Below are 18,371 nucleotides of genomic sequence, written 5' to 3'. Positions count from 1 at the left end.
TTTCCGGTTGAACGGTTCGCCGCGGCGCCCGACCAATACCAACAACACAACAACTTAGGAATGACCCGATGGCCCGATTGTCTCCCGACGCGCTCACCACGCTTGCCGTCGACTCGCTGCGCCGCGCGGGCGCGTTGCCGGCCACCGCCGAGTCCACGGCTCGCGCGCTGGTCTATGCGGACCTGCGCGGTTTGTCGTCGCACGGTGTATCGCGTTTGCCGATGTATTGCGCGCAGTTGCGCAACGGCCGCGTCGATCCCGCCGCGCAAGCGACGATCGTGGCGGATCGCGGCGCGGCGGTGCTGATCGACGGCGCGGACGGTTTGGCCTATCGCGCGTGCGACCTCGCGGTCTCGACGCTTGCCGAGCGCACGAAGCGGTACGGCAGCGCGGTCGCGGGCGTGAAGCGCAGCCACCATTTCGGCGTGGGCGCGGCCCATCTGGCCGCGCTCGGCGCCGCTGGCATGGTTGCTCTTGCGTTCAGCAATTCGCCGGCGGCGATGCCCGCGTGGGGCGGCCGCCGTGCCCTGTTCGGGACCAACCCGATCGCCGCCGTGTTCCCGCGTCGGCATGGCGAGCCACTCGTGATCGACCTCGCGCTGTCGCAGATCGCGCGCGGCAAGATCGCGCTGGCCGCGCGCGACGGCAAGCCGATTCCCGAAGGCTGGGCGACCACCCGCGACGGCCAGCCGACCACCGACGCCCGCGCGGCCCTCGACGGCATGATGCTGCCGTTCGGCGGCGCCAAAGGCGCGATGCTGGCGCTGGTCGTCGAACTGCTGGCGGCGGCGCTGACGGGCGCGAACTTCGGCTACGAAGCCGGCTCGTTTCTGACTGAAGAGGGAGAGCGCTCGCGCATCGGTCATCTGTTCTGGGCGATCGATCCAGGTGCGCTCGCCGGCGACGAAACCTATCTGTCGCGCGTGGAAGCGCTGATCGACATGATGCTCGCGGACGACGACGTGCGCTTGCCCGGCGATCGAAGAGAGCGTCTCGCGGACACGGCGCACAAAGACGGCGTCGAGATCCCGGATGCGCTGATCGCACAACTCGAAGGTCGCGGTTAGCCGACGTTGACCAAAGCGCCGCAGCCGGCGCGCCATTGAAAGGCAAAAGGAAACTATCGGCGTGGCGGATAGTTTCTCTCGAAAATGGCGATTTCCCTTGTGAGGCCGCGGCGCATAGGATGAGCGGTATCGCATCACCACCGCTTCGGCCCCACCGGAGCAGCGACGGAGATCCCGCATGGAACATCACGCCCGCACGCAGGATGAACGGCTCGACATCAAGACGACCACCTGCTACATGTGCGCCTGCCGTTGCGGCATTCGTGTGCATCTGCGTGAAGGCGAGGTGCGCTACATCGACGGCAATCCGGAGCATCCGCTGAACCAGGGCGTGATTTGCGCGAAGGGCGCCTCGGGCATCATGAAGCAGTACTCGCCCGCGCGTCTCACTCAACCGTTGATGCGCAAGCCAGGCGCGGAGCGCGGCAGCGCGCAGTTCGAGCCGGTGTCGTGGGAGCATGCGTTCGACGTGCTCGAAAAGCGCCTCGGCGAGATTCGCGCCACCGACCCAAAAAAATTCGCGCTTTTCACCGGGCGCGACCAGATGCAGGCGCTGACCGGCCTCTTTGCCAAACAGTTCGGTACGCCTAATTACGCGGCGCACGGCGGCTTCTGCTCGGCGAACATGGCGGCGGGCATGATCTATACGATCGGCGGCTCGTTCTGGGAATTCGGCGGGCCGGATCTCGACAGCGCCAAGCTCTTCTTCATGATCGGCACGGCGGAGGACCATCACTCGAATCCGCTCAAGATCGCCATTTCGAAGTTCAAGCGCGCGGGCGGCCGCTTCATTGCGATCAATCCGATCCGCACCGGCTACGCGGCAATCGCCGACGAATGGGTGCCGATCAAACCCGGCACCGATGGTGCGCTGTTCATGGCATTTCTGCACGAACTGATTGCCGCCGACGCGTGGGATCACGAATTCGTGCGCCGCTACACCAACGCGGCGGAACTCGTCGATCTCGACGAAGCCAGCGAAAACTTCGGCCTGTTCGTGCGTGATCCCGAGCGGCCGGTCGGCAACCCGCTGTTTCCGCAGAATCATCTCTGGTGGGACGCTCAAGCGGCGCGCGCCGTGCCGCATCACACGCCCGGCGTCGAACCCGCGCTCGACGGCCGCTATACGCTCGACGACGGCACGCCGGTCACGCCGTCGTTCGCCTTGCTGCGCGAACGCGTGGCCGATTGCACGCCCGAGTGGGCGGCAGGCATCACCGGCATTTCGGCGGACACGATTCGCCGCCTCGCGGGTGAAATGATCCAGACGAGCCGCGATCACCGCATCACTTTGCCGATCCGCTGGACCGACGCGTGGGGCGAGACGCACGAAACGGTCACCGGCAATCCGGTCGCCTTTCACGCGATGCGCGGCCTCGCGGCGCACTCCAACGGCTTCCAGTCGATCCGCGCGCTGGCCGTGCTGATGTCGCTGCTCGGCACGATCGACACGCCCGGCGGCTTTCGTCACAAGTCGCCGTTTCCGCGCGCCGTGCCGCCGTCGGCGAAACCGCCGAACAGCCCCGACGCCGTCAAGCCGAACACGCCGCTCGCCACCGGTCCGCTCGGCTGGCCCGCTGCGCCCGAGGACCTGTTCATCGACGAACAGGGCGGGCCGGTGCGCATCGACAAGGCCTTCTCGTGGGAATATCCGCTCGCCGTGCATGGCCTGATGCACAGCGTGATTACCAACGCGTGGCGCGGCGATCCGTATCCGATCGACACGTTGATGATTTTCATGGCCAACATGGCGTGGAATTCGTCGATGAACACGATGAAAGTGCGCGAGATGCTGGTCGACAAGCACGCCAGCGGCGAGTACAAGATTCCGTTTCTGGTGGTGTGCGACGCGTTCCAGTCGGAGATGACGGCGTTCGCCGATCTGATCCTGCCCGACACGACGTATCTGGAACGGCACGACGCGATGTCCATGCTCGACCGGCCGATCTCCGAATTCGACGGTCCGGTGGATTCGGTGCGCGTGCCGGTCGTGCCGCCCACCGGCGAATGCAAGCCGTTCCAGGAAGTGCTGATCGAGCTTGCGTCGCGTTTGAAGTTTCCTGCCTTCACGACCGCCGAGGGCGCGCGGCGTTATCGCGACTATCCCGACTTCGTGGTCAATTTCACGACTTCGCCGGATTCCGGCGTGGGCTTTCTGATCGGCTGGCGTGGCAAGGATGGCGACAAGGCGCTGGTGGGTGAACCGAATCCGAACCAGTGGGAGCAGTACGCGAAGAACAATTGCGTGTTCCATTACCGGTTGCCCGAGACGCTGCAGTACATGCGCAACTGCAACGGGCCGTATCTCGAGTGGGCGGTCAAGCACGGTTTTCGCAAGTTCGGTGAGCCGATTCTGATCCAGTTGTATTCCGACGTGATGCAGAAGTTCAGGCTCGCCGCGCAGGGCCGTACGAGCGGCAGGCAGCCGCCGGATCACTTGCGCGCGCGCGTCGAAAAGTACTTCGATCCGCTGCCGTTCTGGTATGCGCCGCTGGAAAGCGCGGCCACCGACCTAGACCAGTTTCCGCTCGCCGCGGTGACCCAGCGGCCGATGGCGATGTACCACTCGTGGGACTCGCAGAACGCGTGGCTGCGGCAGATTCACGGCGAGAACTATCTGTACATGAATCCGTTGATGGCCGCCGAGAACGGTATTGCCGACGGCGCCTGGATCTACGCCGAATCGCAATGGGGCCGCGTGCGTTGCATGGCGCGCTTCAGCGAGACCGTCGAACCGGGCACGGTCTGGACATGGAACGCGATCGGCAAGGCGTCGGGTGCATGGAACCTCGGCCCGGGCGCGAATGAATCGCAACGCGGTTTCCTGCTCAATCACCTCATTACCGACGAGCTGCCCGGCCGCGACGACGACGTGGCGCGGCGCATGTCGAATTCCGATCCGGTGACGGGCCAGGCCGCGTGGTACGACGTGCGCGTGCGCATCTATCCGGCGGAAGCCGACGCGCGGCACACGCTGCCGCAATTCGCGGCGATGGGCGCGGTGCCGGGTGAGAACGGCGTGATCTCGCGGATCGTGCAGACCTACTTCGCGGGACGAGGGGAGTTCGCGGCGCGGCTGCGCGGCGCGACGGGGCGCAAATAGCATCGAGACAGCCGCAAGGAGCCTTTGATGACACAGATGGCATTGGTGATCGATCTGAACGTGTGCGTGGGGTGCCATGCGTGCGTGACGAGTTGCAAGGAGTGGAACACGTCGGGCGAATCGGGCAGTCTCGCCGATCTGAATCCGTACGACGCGGATCCGTCCGGCACCTTCTTCAACCGGGTGCAGAGCTTTGAAGCCGGTAGTTTTCCCAACGCCGAGACGATCCATTTTCCGAAGTCGTGTCTGCACTGCGAGGACCCGCCGTGCGTACCGGTCTGTCCGACCGGTGCGAGCTATAAGCGCAAGGAAGACGGGCTCGTGCTGGTGGACTTCGACCGCTGTATCGGCTGCAAGTATTGCGCGTGGGCGTGTCCGTACGGCGCGCGCGAGCTCGACGAAGGGCGCAAGGAAATGACCAAGTGCACGCTGTGCGTCGATCGGATCCACGATGAAAATCTGTCCGAGCGCGACCGTCAGCCGGCCTGTGTGCTCGCTTGCCCGACTTCGGCGCGGCTGTTCGGCGATATTCATGATCCGGATTCGGTGGTGTCGAAGGCGATCGAGGAGCGCGGCGGCTACCAGTTGATGCCCGAGTGGAATACACGGCCGGCGAATCACTATTTGCCGCGTGTGCCGACCGAGGCCGCGGGTTGCGGCAGCGGTTCCTGTTCATGCAAATCGTCCGGCTCGCTGCAGGAGCCGGGCGTGTCGCCGGAATCGCTCGATGCGCAATTCGAGCGCGGCGAGTTGCATCTCGCGTCGATGGCGACGCGCATCTAATGAACCGATAGGACCTCACGATGAATCCCGCATTCTCCGTGGTTTTTCTGACCACTTTGAGCGGCGCGGCGCAGGGGCTGCTGATCGCGCTCGTCGGCGTGGAAACTGCCGCGCATCTTGGCCTGCTCGGGTCGCCTGTCGAGGCGTTCTATGTCGCCGGCGCGGGCGTGTCGGTGGTGTTGGGCGCGCTCGGACTGCTCGCATCGTTCTTCCATCTCGGCCATCCCGAACGCGCATGGCGTGCGATCGCGATGTGGCGGACCTCGTGGTTGTCGCGCGAATGTCTGTGCCTGCCGGCGTTTCTCGCCTGTGCGTTTTTCTACGGTGTCGCGCATTGGTTCGGCTCGCCGTGGTCGCTTGCGATCGGCTGGCTCGGCGTGCTGGCGAGCGCCGTGCTGTTCGTCTGCACGGCGATGATCTACGCGTGTCTGCGCTTTCTGCAGGAGTGGGCTACGCCGCTCACACTGGTCAACTTCGCGCTGCTCGGCTGCGCGTCAGGCTTCACGCTGGCGACGGCTTTGACCGCGTGGTTTGCGCCTGAGTGGACTGCTGGGCTCGCTGTCTGCGCGTGCTTGCTGACGCTCGCGGGTCTCGCGAGCCGCTCGGCGTCGCTCGTGCGCAATGCGCGCTTGCGGCCGAAGTCGACGGTGCAGAGCGCCACCGGCATTCACAATCCGAAGCTGGTGCAGGTGTCGCGCGGCTTCACCGCCGGGGCGTTCAATCTGCGCGAGTTCTTTCATGGCAAATCGGCGGGGACGCTGCGCGGTGTCAAATGGGGCTTTCTCGCGACGGCGTTCGTCGCGCCGGTGTTGTTGATGGCGTTAGGGGCGAGCTTGCATTCGATCGGCGTTTCGCTCGGTCTGCTGGCTGCGGCGTGTCTCGTGCAGTACGCGGGGCTGGTGGCGGAGCGCTGGTTTTTCTTTGCAGAGGCGAAGCATCCGCAGAATCTTTATTACGCGAGGGTGGGGTGAGGAGCGGGGTCGCGCGGGTTTGGGTTATTGACGAGCCATTCGCCATGTGAAAAAACGGTGGGGAAATCATTCTGCAATAGAAGAATCAGAAAATCCGGATCATTTTGACTTCTAAGGCGAATTCATAAGGCCTGCATTTTTTCTGAGGCCTCCGCTGTACCGGTCGGTCAGTTCATTGCTGATAAAAGAACGTCATTGTTAAGTCAAAGGGATCGGCCAAAGGGTGGGCCCGTACGGCCGTGGCTGCTGTATGACGTGTTTACCATCCAACGCTTCTCATGCCGAAGCATTTCCACGTATGCCCGACGCATATTTACAATTCAAAGATTAATGTCGCTTCACACTTGCTGACTATTAGTGGCTGGCCGATTCTTCTGATGTTTTGTAGAATCGCGCAGAGCGCGGTCGCGCAGTCGGCTAACAAGAAGAGGCGGTATGAGTGCGCAGGACATAATCGGGGCGATAACCGGCGGGCTTGTCCAGAGTGACCGCTTGTTGAAGCTGGATACCTCACTGGGAACTGATGTCCTGGTGCCCCAGCGGGTCGTCGGTCGCTCACGAATCGGTCGTGACTACGAGTTCACTGCCGATGTCGTTTCCACATCGGGCGCGGTTGAACTCAAGACCCTGATCGCCCAGCCGGCGACGTTGTGGATCCAGCAGACAGACAAGTCCTATCTGCCTCATCACGGATATGTGCATACCGCACGTCGCCTCGGATCGGATAGCGGGCTCACGAGCTACCAGATCGCGTTTGCATCGTGGATGCACTTTCTGCGCTTCCGTAAAGATGCGCGTATCTGGCAAGACAAGCCGGCCGACGAAATCCTGACCGATGTATTCAACATGCACCCGCAGGCCCAAGGTGCATTCCGTTTCGCCCTAAGCAAGCCCTTGCCCTCGCGTTCGTTCTGCGTGCAATACGAGAGCGACTGGAATTTCGTTCACCGGCTCATGGAAAGTGAGGGACTGTTCGGCTATTTCGAGCAGGCGGGCGACGGCAAGTCGCATACGTTCATCGTCACGGACAGCTTGGACTCGCTCCCCTCACTTTCACCGCAGACGGTTCAGTTCTATCGCGCCGGCACGAACAGCGAGACCGATGCGTTTGTTCTCTGGTCGGGCACGCGAATGCTGCAAAGCGTGACGCTCACGACTCGCACCTTCGATTACAAGGCGCCCGCTTCGCCGGGCAATCCGAAGGGGACTAACATCCCGACGCTTCCTACTCAAGGAAGCCTGCCCCAGCAAGCGGAAGTGTATGAATATACCGGGGCTTATAGCTACGGCAAACAGGACCGGGGCGATAGCCTGTCCAAAGTTCGCGTGGAAGAGTGGGAATCACGAGCCAAGCGGTTCTTCGGTGCGGGCGGTGTGCGAGGCGCGGATGCCGGCCGCTGGTTCGAACTCGACAATCACCCCGCGCACGCCGCAGATAGCGCCCAGAACCGGCGGTTCGCAATTGTCGAGGCCACCTGGTTCGTTGAGAACAACCTGCCCGCGCCCGGCCACGCTGCGGATTTCCCTGATGGCCTGAAGGGCGACCTCGCGGCCATCAGAACAAACTATGCCGCTGAAGACGGACTGAAAGTTCGGCACGCTGATGGTAGTGAAGGCTTCTTCGTTGTCGAAATTGAGGCACAACGCAAGGCCGCTCCATATCGCAGCCCGTTCGAGCATCACAAACCTGACATGCATTTGCAGTCAGCGATTGTCGCCGGCCCTGCCAATGAAGAGGTCTACACGGACTCGCTGAACCGCATCAAGGTGCGCTTCCATTGGGACCGGCTCAATAACGGCGATGAAAACTCGTCATGCTGGGTGCGCGTTGCCATGTCCGATACGGGCGGTGGATATGGTGGCGTACATGTGCCACGGCTCGGCGAAGAGGTTCTGATCAGTTGGTTGGACGGCGACTGTGACAGGCCGCTAGTCACGGGCCGCGTCTACAACGGCGCAACACAACCTCACTGGCATTCCAACGGGTTGCTGTCCGGCTACCAATCCAGGGAATATCAGGGCAGCGGCTACAGCCAGATGTTAATGGATGACTCTACCGGCCAGAATCGCGTTCATCTATATTCCACGAACTCCAATGCCCAATTGCATTTGGGGTACCTGATCGATCAGTCCGGTAATAGGAGAGGACGTTACCTCGGCAGCGGCTTCGATCTGAAGTCCGATGCCTACGGTGCAGTGCGCGCGGGTCAAGGTCTGTACGTCACCACCTATCCGGCGGCCAGCCAACCGCTGGACGCGCGGGAAACGTCCGCCCAACTGGTCAATTCGGAAAGCGTGCTGGAAGCGATGTCGAATTCCAGTACCACGCATCAGGCGGAAAGCCTCAAGGATGGGTACGACTCGCTGAAGTCATTCAGTGACGCGACACAGAACAGCGTGTCGGGCTCATCATCAGGTGGAAACACCGCGGGAGGCGGAACGGGGAGTGCGAACGCATTCAAGCAGCCGGTCATGCTGTTTGGCAGCCCGGCGGGCATCGCCATGTCCACGCCGAAGTCCGCACATTTGTCCGCTGACCAGCATCTGAACCTCGTCGGCGGACAGAACATGCATATCGCAGCCGGTAAATCACTGATCGCGAGCGTCTCAGAGAAAATCAGTCTGTTCGTGCAGAGCGCGGGGATGAAACTGTTTGCGGGCAAAGGCAAGGTGGAAGTTCAGGCGCACGCGGACAACATCGAACTGACCGCACAAAAGACGTTGAAGCTGTTGTCGGCAACGGAAAAGGTCGAGGCGGCAGCGAAGCAGGAAATCCTGCTTACATCGGGCGGTGCGTATATCCGAGTTAGGGACGGCAACATCGAGATTCATGCGCCTGGCAAGATCGATGTCAAGGGCGGCCAGCATTCGTTCGCAGGGCCAACACAAATGTCCGCTGCCATCCCCACCATGCCCGGTTCGGAAGGTAACTACGATCAGGCATTTATCGCGCATTGGGCAGGCACGGATATCCCCGCGGCCAATACGAGGTTCCAGATGTTCTCTGACGGCACGCTCATTTCGCAGGGTGTCACGAACGATCTCGGTGAAACAGGGCTGACGCAGAGTCACGTGCCCAAAGACGTGGTCATTAAATTTCTGGAGAACCATTGATGGGTGACAAGCAGGGCACAGTCCTTGGAACGGGCACGGCAATGCTGACGCCCAGCGGCTATCAGGTTCGCCCGACAGTCGCGCTAAGCAGTTGCAACAGGATCGTGCAACCCGCAGCGGCTTCGATAATCGGGAAATGTCCGTACTACTATCAGCCATTACACGGTGAGTATCTTGAAACGGTAGAAAAGGTTAGTGTGTCAAGTGCCTGGGAAACGGTCAAGGCTTTTGCCACCTCGTGGGATCCATGGAAAGACAAGGAGGTCGTGCGTCGTTTGCTGCATCGTCGCGAGCAGTTGATAGCGCCTGAGAGCACCGATTCCGATTGGTCTCGTCATGGTAATTTCATGATGCGACATGTCGGTTGCGAGCATAAACCGCCCTCGTATTACGTGAGCTATGGGTACTACTATTGCTCTACTTATGGAGCCAAGCTGTATCCGAAGTTGAGTCCGGAAGGGCAGGCGTGGCTACAAAAAGCGCGGTGGCATCTTCAGAAAAATATGGAAGATGGACTCAACAAGAACATGATGGGAGATTTGATTCGGATGAGCAGCCAGAAGCCTGGGAATGGCAGCTTCAAGATGATGGTTCCGCAATACGAACTTGAACTCGACGACGATATGTTCAAGGCCTTCGCGTTCAGGACACACCCTCTGGCCTATCTGGATGGCGGTCTCGCAGATATTCCGGTTTCGGACCTCGCAAAAATTACGGCGCAACCAAACATTCAGGAGTGGGGTGACGCACGAACGTGGGAGCAGGCGGTCGACAGTGGCAAAGTGGTCCTCCCGAACATGATTAACCGCTCGGATATGGATGATCCCGTCGGCAAGGCTCTCGGCCGACTGCTGGCGAAGTGATATGCAAAAAGCTAAACGCTGGAAAATTTCGATCGGCGGGCTCGCGCTTCTCGCCGCTGTAACCTATGGATACCAGAGCATGACGACAGGTTGGGAAACGATTGCGACCGCCTTTTCAAAAGGTGACAAGCCCTATGGTGGCGGAGAATTTCGTATTCGCGGAAACCAGGTGATCAGTCTGAAGCTCGCAGATCCAGAAATCACTTTCAAGCCAGCGAGTCAGTTGAAGGATCCGCAGGTGGCAGAGCCAACCGAAGAATGGATGAATGACTCCGGCGAGCGCCTAAACCGGTCAACTGTAAATTTCTTGCAGGGGACCATCGAAGCTGGGATAAAGCGCACGTTCCAGCAACGAGGTCAGGATGCCGCATGGTGGTATTCAAAAGACTGGGGTACCGTCTATATCAGCACGGGTTGGATGGATTACAAAGCACCTCGCCTATCGAACGGCCTGGCACCGCAAATTACCAAACTCTGGCGCTCCAGCGACGGCGGCCGCAACTGGACGCAATTGAACTGGCAAGCAGATCACAACATCGGACAGTTGCTGTTTCTCGATCCGCAACGCGGCTATGCAATTGGATGGGGACCTCACATATGGCGCACGGCGGATGGCGGTCAGTCCTGGCACGAGGTCAAGGTGCCGCCGCTCGCCGACGTTGGTAAGCCCCGCAAAACATTTGACGGGATGAACCTGGCCCCCGATGGTGTGCTGCGTGTTGCCTACTATGTCGAACAATCTGGCGACATCAAAACATCCAGTCTTGTCTACCGGCTGAACTGGGACCAGGCGGACTTCGAGCAGGATGTCGTGCTGCCGGACCAGACGGTAGTCGACCTGCAATCATCCCCGCAAACGAGCGGCGGTTACTCGCTGTATGCGCTGTCCCGGTTGGGGGCGCCGCGCAATTGGGATGACCCGAGCGACAAGGGGCATCGCACAGGCGCTGTTTCAGTATGGAGAAACGTCCAGAAAGCCAGTGTGCAGCAGTTGCATACGTTTGACGACCGTTTGATGCTCGACGGTCTCAGCGTAGGTCAGCAAGGGGTGCTGCTGGTCTACGCCACGGATGCGACGGGCGATGGCGCACCACGGGATCTCACCTTCGTCAGCAAGGATTTCGGAAGGTCATGGAGCGACCTGAATGACGGGGCTGCTCAAGGCGGCTACTTCGATCCCGATACGAACACGCAGTACGCGTTGTTTGCCTACACGCTGAAGAAAAGGAAACTATAGCGATCTGGGTTTATCGTTTTTGAATAGGTGGGTCGACGTCACGACCCACCCAATCTACCCGCACGCCCCCACCTCACCACACGCCGTGCAAAAGTCGCACCCGTCCTTGCGAATCACCGCATTCGCCCCGCACGACCCGCACTTACGCCCAAGCATCGTATGCAGGCCTTGCGCTCCGCCGGGCTGCGTCAACGCGAGCGCGTCGGCGTCAGTCTCAACGGGATGCGGCCGGATGCCGAAATCCGCCGGCAACGCCGTCTCGGCGCGCATCTGTCCGCGCGGCAAACGCGCCAGCATGCGCGAAGGCACCTGGTTACCTTCGGCATCGAGAAACCCGCGCCGATGCAGAATCTGCTGGATCGCAAAGGCGAGGGCGGCCACTTCCGAATCGTGCCAGCGCGGCGTGCGATGCCCGTCGAGACGCTGCACCTCGCCGAGCCGGACCTGGCCGCGATCCCACGAAACCTTGCGCATGTCCTGCAAGTTGCGCGCGACAAAACCGCCGCGTGCCGCCAGCGACAGCGAACGCATCGTCGCCGTGATCCATTGCTGCGATTCGTCGCGCTGACCGGTCGGAATGAAGAACTCGATAGGCCGTTCGATGGTGACGTCTTCACCGCCCAGCCGTCCCGTGACCTCGATGAACGATACCGCCACATAGAGCGACTTCTTGCCCGCCTGCGTCAGATATTCGACTTTCTCGATGATCGCGGGCAGCTCGCCTTTAGGCCGATGATCGATCGCGATCCGCAACGGGTCGAGGTCGCTCTCGGCCAGCGTGTCGTCGGCTTGCGGCGGGCTCACGCTGAGCACCGCGCCGAGCGTTTCGTTGGGCCGATAGGTGGCAAGACCCTTGAGGCCGTTTTTCCACGCATCGAAGTAGAGGCTTTCGAACGCTTCGAACGGATAGTCGGCGGGCACGTTCACCGTCTTCGAGATCGACGTGTCCACGTACGGTTGCACGGCCGCCATCATGTCGAGATGGTCGCGCGCCGACATTTCCAGCGCGCTGACGAAATAGTCCGGCAGCTTGCTCGTGTCGCCGCCGAGTTCGCGATAGAGCCGATACGCGTAGTCTTCGACATCGAAGGATTCGCGGCCGCCGTCGGCCATCACCTTCATACGCGTGTAGGTCCACGAGAACGCCGGCTCGATACCGTTCGACGCGTTGTCCGCGAAAGCGAGGCTCACCGTGCCGGTCGGCGCGATGGACAGTAGATGGCTGTTGCGAATGCCATCGCTGCGAATCGCCTGCTTGATGTCCTCGGGCAGACGCGAGGCGAACGTGCCGGCTTCCAGATAACGCGCGGCATCGAAGAGCGGAAATGCGCCACGCTCGCGCGCCAGTTCCACGGATGCGCGATACGCCTCGTCGCGCATCAGTTGCGCGATGCGCACGGCGAAGTCGCGCCCTTCCTGCGAGTTGTAGCGCAAGCCGAGCATGACGAGCGTATCGCCGAGGCCAGTGAAGCCCACGCCGATGCGCCGCTTGGCGCGCGACTCGTCGTATTGCTGCTGCAGCGGCCACAGCGTGACGTCGAGCACGTTGTCGAGAAAGCGCACTTGCGTGCGCGTGCGTTTGGCGAGGCCGTCCCAGTCGAACGAAGGCTTGCGGCCTTTCATCTGCGCGAACGGATCGATCACGAAACGCGTGAGGTTCAGCGGCCCGAGATTGCAGCAGCCGTACGCCGGCAGCGGTTGTTCGCCGCACGGATTGGTGGCGCGGATGGTTTCGACCGCGCGCAGATTGTTGTCCTCGTTCATGCGCGAGATGAACACGATGCCGGGTTCCGCGACGTCGTACGTGGAGCGCATGATGCGATCCCAGATCGCGCGCGCGGGGCGTTCGCTGTAGACCCACAGGCCGTCTTCGCGTTGCCGCACGTCGTCGGCCGCGCGTTGGGCGGGCGAAGGCTCGGCGCGATGCACGAGTTGCCAGGGCTGATCTTCCTCGACCGCGCGCATGAATTCATCGGTCACGCCGACCGAGACGTTGAAGTTATTCCAGCGGCCCTTCGAATGCTTGGCCTCGATGAACTCCAGCAGGTCGGGGTGATTGCAGTCGAGCACGGCCATCTGCGCGCCGCGCCGCGAACCGGCGCTCTCGACGGTGCGGCACGACGCGTCGAACACGTCCATATAACTGCACGGCCCGGACGCCGATGAACTGGTGGTGTGAACGCGCGCGCCCTTGGGACGGATCGCGGAGAAGTTGTAGCCGACTCCGCCGCCGCGGCGCATGGTTTCGGCCGCCTGCAGCAAGGCGACGTAAATGCCGGGCAGGCCTTGTTCGTCGACGCCCTGAATCGCGTCGCCCACCGGTTGCACGAAGCAATTGATCAGTGTGGCCGCAATGCCGGTGCCCGCCGCGCTCATGATGCGGCCGGCGCCGAGCGCGCCGTGCCGCAGGTTGTCGACGAAGAGCGCTTCAACCGACTCGCGCAACGCTTGCGGCTCCGCCTCGGCGACGCCGCGCGCGACGCGCTTGAACACATCGTCGGCCGATTGTTCGTCGCCTTTCGCGTACTTCTCTAGCAGGACGTCGAGGGAGAATTGTTGCGGTGCGACGAGTGGAGCGGGCGGCGCGGGGGGCGCTATTTGCGCGCGGGTTTCCGGCGTGTCTTCGGCCATGGTATGCCCTCAATCGGCGCCGCACGGGGCACGGCGCGGTGGGTGGACGTGCGGGTCACGATAGCGCCGCGCGTGGAGCCGGCAGGTGACTTGACGCAACGACGTCCACCTTAACGCACGTGGCGAAGGGCCGCAATCAGAGGGTGTTTCACCCACGGCGCGGAGCGGGTCGCGCGAGGCGCGTGCCGCTATGTGGGTTGGTCCGCCGGGCAGATCGGGCGCGTCAGGCACGTGGCGGAACGCACGCGCGACGCCGGCAGGCAGATGAGGCTCAGGCTTCGACGCACTCCAGCAGTTCAGCGCAAATCATCGCGGAAGCGTTCAAAGGCGCCGGCCGCTCGGCCGGTTTGAATACCGCGTCGCCGCGGCGAATCTTGCGGCGCGAGACCGCGCAGGTTCCCGAGGTATGTGCCGACCTGCGGCGCCACCGCTGCTCGCCGTAATGACATTTACCCGGCTCGACCCAGCGAATTACCAGCGTCGTGTCCGAACGCTCGAGAATCTCGATGCGGACGCCATTGGTACCGTCAAGGGGGATGGACTCTAAGGTCATCGTCGTCGGCTCCGTATTGTGTGGTGTGCCGAATGTAGTCCCGCGCGCGTCGGATAGCCATTGTGTCGCGGTTGAAACACTGTTCTTCAAATAGCAACAATGAAACTTGACATTCGCGCTATCCCGAAAAGACGGGCCTTCGCGGGCCATTGTTAAGTTGAATTTACGATAGGGCGGATTTTTGCAACGCAGTGTTGTACGCAGTGAGACAAGCGTTCGACCCGCAAAGGGCGCCGGTGCTTCCTTTAAGATGTGGTTATTGATGAGCGACCGTGCAACGGCAGTGTAGCGGTTTTGCATTTTTCCGGTCGGCTCGCGCACACACCGAAGGAAGTCCCTTGGGGGCACCTTCACAAAACCATAAGAGCTCACATGAATTCACGCCCGCCTGTCGCACCTCCTGAACCACCTGACGCGTCGGACTGCCTGAAGAAGCAGAAAGCGGCCTCCCTCGTGTTGTACATCGGACTGGTGCTGCTGGCGTTGTGGGTCGCGCGCGATTTCATCGCGGTGGTGGCATGGGCCGCCGTGATTGCGATCGCACTCTGGCCGCTGTTGCGCAGGGTCGAGGGCAACCGCTGGTTCACCGGACGCACGACGCTGATCGCGGCTGTCTTGACGCTGGCGATCGCGTTGCTGGTCGTGCTGCCGGTGGGCATCGGCATTGCCCAGGCGCTACGCGAAGCGCATGACATGAACGAGTGGTTCAAAGATGCGCAGGAAAACGGCATTCCGTTGCCGGATTTCATCCAGCATCTGCCGTTCGGCGTGCAGCAGGCTTCCACGTGGTGGCAGGCCAACCTCGCTCAGCCGCTGCGCGAATCGGCCGCCATGAAAGGACTGCACAGCACCACGGTGATGACGCTCGGCCGCCACTTCGGCGCGCGCGCGGTGCATGCCGTGGCGGTGTTCGGCTTCATGCTGATCACGCTGTTCGTGATCTTTCAGGCGGGGCCGCGCTTGTCCGGCTCGCTGCTGAAGGGCGTGCGGCGCGGCTTCGGCGACGACGGCGCGCAACTTCTGCTGCGGATGGCCACGGCGGTACGCGGCACGGTGTCGGGACTGGTCGTGGTCGGACTCGGCGAGGGCGCGTTGATGGGCGTCGCCTATTTCGTGACGGGCCTGCCGCATGTCGCGCTGCTCGCGCTCGTCACCGCGATCGCCGCGATGCTGCCGTTCTGCGCGCCGATCACCTTTGGTCTCGCGGCCTTGTGGCTGGTCGCGCAAGGCTCGGTGGCAGCGGGCGTCGGCCTCGCCGTGTTCGGCTCGGTCGTGGTGTTCATCGCCGAGCACTTCGTGCGGCCGGTGCTGATCGGCAACTCGACGCGTTTGCCGTTCCTGCTCGTGCTGTTCGGCATTCTCGGCGGAGCGGAAACTTTCGGCCTGCTCGGCATCTTCATCGGCCCCGCGCTGATGACCGTGCTGATGGTGTTGTGGACCGACCTCGTGCAATAGTTGCACGGTTTTTTCAGGCCCATCCCATTTCAGCCAGCACTGCTGAACCGTTCACGGCCGCTGATACGAAGGATGTTCCAGCGGCGGTTGCTGTGGTTGCTGTGGTTGCTGCGGTCGCGACTGCGGTTGCGGTTGCGGCTTCACGCAACCAAGCGTGTATTTGAGCGCCGCGGGCAGCAGCGTGCTCCAGACGTCCCACGTGTGGCCGCCGTCGATAATGCGCAGCGCCGCCGGATTGCCCGCCAGCCGCAAGTGCGTATAGAGCGAAGACGCATCGGCCTGGATCGCGAGGTCGTCGTCGCCGGCGGCGATGAACATCGGCAGACGATACGGCCGGCTCATATAGCGGTCCCACTGCGCCGGATAGTTGAGTTCGTGCCAGACCCGCGCGTCGAACTCGCGCTCGCCGAACACGCCGACGCGGCGCGCAGCCGACGCGCGCGGCGGCTCGTTCGGATAGATCGCGGGGCTCAGCAGCAGCGCGCCGCAAAAGCGCTCGGGTTGCGTCATCGCATAGCGCAGCGCGCCGAAGCCGCCCATCGAGACGCCGCCGATCATCCGTCCACCGCGTTGCGTCGAGACCGCGTAGCGCGCTTCGATCTCGGGCAGCAGATCCTCGAAGAACGCGGTCTCCATCTTCTCCTTGCGATCGACGTACCAGTCCGTGCCGCCTTGCGGCATCACGATCACGACGGGCGGCATGTCCTTGTGCTCGATCAGCGCGTCGGCGGCGCTCTGCAGGTGGCCTTGCGCGATCCAGTCGTTGGCGTCGCCGTTGTTGCCGTGCAGGAGATACAGCACGGGCAGGCGGCCGGCGTCATGGCGATAGCCGGTCGGCAGATAGATCGTGTAAGCCCAGTCGCGGCCAAGGGCGTCGGAATGGAAGCTGCGGCTGATCATGGTGCTGGCAAGCACTGGCGCGCTGCTCGAGGCCGCGCAGAGCGCAACGAGGGCGGAACGTAGGAATAGACGCATGTCAGAGTAGGAGGCCGCGGCGTGGGTCGCGCGCGGCCGTCATGCTATCAGGATCGGCGGTGAATTTTTGAGCAACAGTCGCCGGCCGGCGCACGCCGCTCAGGGCGACGTACGCAGCCGCCCGGCATACAGCCGGCCGGCCAGACGCTTGAGCGGTTCCGCGCCCAGCGCCACCGCGAACAGCGCGCCGATCGCAATCGCATCCGCGAGCAGTCCGAGCGGATAGTTCAGATAGCCGTCCGTCGCCGCGTACAGCACGGAATCGACCACGAGCGAGATCACCGCGCCGGCGATAAAGCACAGCAACCCCTTGCGGCCGATCACGCCGACCCACGGCACCCATTGCGCGAGCTTCTTCGCCCAGCCGAGCTGAATCAGATTCGCGACGAGCCACGCGATGGCGAGGAAATTGACCGCGCGCAGGTACGAGAGGTTTTGCTTGAGGCTGCCATCGAGCGGCTCGTGCTCGATAAAGAGCTTGTAATAAGCGGCGGCCGCGACCACCGCAAACGCCAGCAAGCTGACGACCCAGCTCAGACGGTGCGCGCTGATGCGCTGATAAACCGGCTGGCAACGGGCCAGCACGCCGAGCACGAACAGCAATTGCCAGGCGAACGGATTGAAATCCCAATGCATGTCCGGCGCGGCGGGCAGGTAGGCGTCGATTGCGGGCGCGCCGGCCCACAGCGCGACGCTACCGGCCAGCAGCAGCCACGGCTTGCTGCGCGCGAGCGGCAGGATCATCGGCACCAGCAGGGCGAAGAACGCGTACATGGGCAGCACCGAGGCCAGATACGGCTGACGGCGGAACAGCAGGATGTCGCCGAGAGCCGCGAGCGGGGTGTCCATCAGATCGTCGAGATCGGTGGTGGCGAGATTCGGCCCGTCGATGCTGAAGGCGGTGAGCACGGCGCTGACCAACAGCATCAGCGCAGCAGTGACGAGGAACGCGCGATAGATCTCCAGCGAGCGCCGCAGGAAACGGCTGCGCGCGATCGTCTCGTTGCGCCGTTCGGCCAGTGCGGCGTAGGCCGTGGCGGTCGCGAAGCCGCCGAGGAACACGAAGACCTCGGCGGCATCGCACAGCGCGTAGGCGTGCAGGGTGACGCGCGACAGAATGCTGCCGCCGATGTGATCGACGACGATGATCAGAAGGACCAGCCCTCGAAAAAAATCGAGTTCGATCAGGCGGGATTGCGACTTTTGCATTGTGTGGCGCCAAAAGCAAACCCCGTGCGACGGCGCGCTGGTTCAGCGCGGCAGGCGTCTCACAAGGCTTTTAGAAATTGGATTGGATGCTGCGGCGGATACGCGACCCGCGTCGCCGCTTTCAACCGGCCGGACGTGGCGCGGTTGCAGGGGGCAGTAAAAATGACCCACGTGGCGGCGCGGAGTTCCGCTGCGCCGCCGCAAGAAGGTTGCGATTATATTTCTTTTCGTGACAAATCTGCCTGCGGCAGGGCAAGTCAGCGCGCGTGGGCCGCAGCCGGTATCAAGTCCGCGCGGCGTTGCGCCGTTTACCTGAATGAGCGCCGCGACAAAAGGGCCCAACGCACCAAGTGGAGATTTCGCAACGTTTCGAGATATCGATACGACACCCAATGGACGGCGACCTAACG

12 protein-coding genes are annotated in these 18,371 nt (G+C 62.5%); 8 read left to right on the top strand and 4 right to left on the bottom strand.

Going from position 1 to position 18,371, the window contains the following annotated elements; all coding sequences use genetic code 11:
- Positions 1 to 68: 68 nt before the first annotated feature.
- From ACQKRQ_RS36140 to ACQKRQ_RS36110, 7 genes are all read left to right on the top strand, one after another.
- A complete protein-coding gene (locus ACQKRQ_RS36140) occupies positions 69 to 1,067 on the top strand; it encodes an Ldh family oxidoreductase (RefSeq protein ID WP_427482410.1) in 999 nt (332 codons plus the stop codon).
- A gap of 178 nt (positions 1,068 to 1,245) precedes the next feature.
- Positions 1,246 to 4,170 (top strand): molybdopterin-dependent oxidoreductase, encoded by a 2,925-nt coding sequence (locus ACQKRQ_RS36135; RefSeq protein WP_427482409.1) that lies wholly within the window; start codon positions 1,246 to 1,248, stop codon positions 4,168 to 4,170.
- A gap of 27 nt (positions 4,171 to 4,197) precedes the next feature.
- The gene (locus ACQKRQ_RS36130) at positions 4,198 to 4,953 is read left to right on the top strand and encodes a 4Fe-4S dicluster domain-containing protein (RefSeq protein WP_408178367.1); all 756 of its coding nucleotides are present in this window, start codon (positions 4,198 to 4,200) and stop codon (positions 4,951 to 4,953) included.
- Between the two features lie 20 nt (positions 4,954 to 4,973).
- Complete coding sequence (locus ACQKRQ_RS36125) at positions 4,974 to 5,924, top strand: dimethyl sulfoxide reductase anchor subunit family protein (protein ID WP_132382985.1); 951 nt, start codon at positions 4,974 to 4,976, stop codon at positions 5,922 to 5,924.
- 435 nt (positions 5,925 to 6,359) lie between these two features.
- Complete coding sequence (locus ACQKRQ_RS36120; RefSeq protein ID WP_427482406.1) at positions 6,360 to 9,038, top strand: type VI secretion system Vgr family protein; 2,679 nt, start codon at positions 6,360 to 6,362, stop codon at positions 9,036 to 9,038.
- Positions 9,038 to 9,901, top strand: a complete 864-nt coding sequence (locus ACQKRQ_RS36115; RefSeq protein ID WP_427482404.1) for a hypothetical protein — start codon at positions 9,038 to 9,040, stop codon at positions 9,899 to 9,901. The genes ACQKRQ_RS36120 and ACQKRQ_RS36115 overlap by 1 nt, the downstream gene beginning before the upstream one ends.
- 79 nt (positions 9,902 to 9,980) lie before the next feature.
- Positions 9,981 to 11,138, top strand: coding sequence for a glycosyl hydrolase (locus ACQKRQ_RS36110; RefSeq protein WP_427482557.1), 1,158 nt, complete (start codon positions 9,981 to 9,983; stop codon positions 11,136 to 11,138).
- Between the two features lie 54 nt (positions 11,139 to 11,192).
- Here ACQKRQ_RS36110 and ACQKRQ_RS36105 read toward each other — a convergent pair whose 3' ends face one another.
- Complete coding sequence (locus ACQKRQ_RS36105) at positions 11,193 to 13,769, bottom strand: adenosylcobalamin-dependent ribonucleoside-diphosphate reductase (protein ID WP_408178364.1); 2,577 nt, start codon at positions 13,767 to 13,769, stop codon at positions 11,193 to 11,195.
- A gap of 271 nt (positions 13,770 to 14,040) precedes the next feature.
- Positions 14,041 to 14,322: a DUF3331 domain-containing protein gene (locus ACQKRQ_RS36100; RefSeq protein WP_106311561.1), complete on the bottom strand. Its 282-nt coding sequence runs from the start codon at positions 14,320 to 14,322 to the stop codon at positions 14,041 to 14,043.
- 372 nt (positions 14,323 to 14,694) lie between these two features.
- Here ACQKRQ_RS36100 and ACQKRQ_RS36095 point away from each other — a divergent pair, with 372 nt between their 5' ends.
- The gene (locus ACQKRQ_RS36095; RefSeq protein WP_408314097.1) at positions 14,695 to 15,777 is read left to right on the top strand and encodes an AI-2E family transporter; all 1,083 of its coding nucleotides are present in this window, start codon (positions 14,695 to 14,697) and stop codon (positions 15,775 to 15,777) included.
- A gap of 51 nt (positions 15,778 to 15,828) precedes the next feature.
- Here the strand turns inward: ACQKRQ_RS36095 and ACQKRQ_RS36090 are convergent, their stop codons facing one another.
- Both ACQKRQ_RS36090 and ACQKRQ_RS36085 read right to left on the bottom strand, forming a co-directional pair.
- Positions 15,829 to 16,752, bottom strand: a complete 924-nt coding sequence (locus ACQKRQ_RS36090) for an alpha/beta hydrolase (protein ID WP_427482401.1) — start codon at positions 16,750 to 16,752, stop codon at positions 15,829 to 15,831.
- A 99-nt stretch (positions 16,753 to 16,851) separates the two neighbouring features.
- Complete coding sequence (locus ACQKRQ_RS36085) at positions 16,852 to 17,961, bottom strand: OpgC domain-containing protein (RefSeq protein ID WP_132382997.1); 1,110 nt, start codon at positions 17,959 to 17,961, stop codon at positions 16,852 to 16,854.
- Positions 17,962 to 18,371: the final 410 nt, after the last annotated feature.

The organism is Paraburkholderia sp. NPDC080076, from assembly GCF_050281145.1.
Classification (GTDB): Bacteria; Pseudomonadota; Gammaproteobacteria; order Burkholderiales; family Burkholderiaceae; genus Paraburkholderia.
Note: the sequence above shows the minus strand (reverse complement) of the source record. Positions and strands in the feature narration are given on the sequence as shown.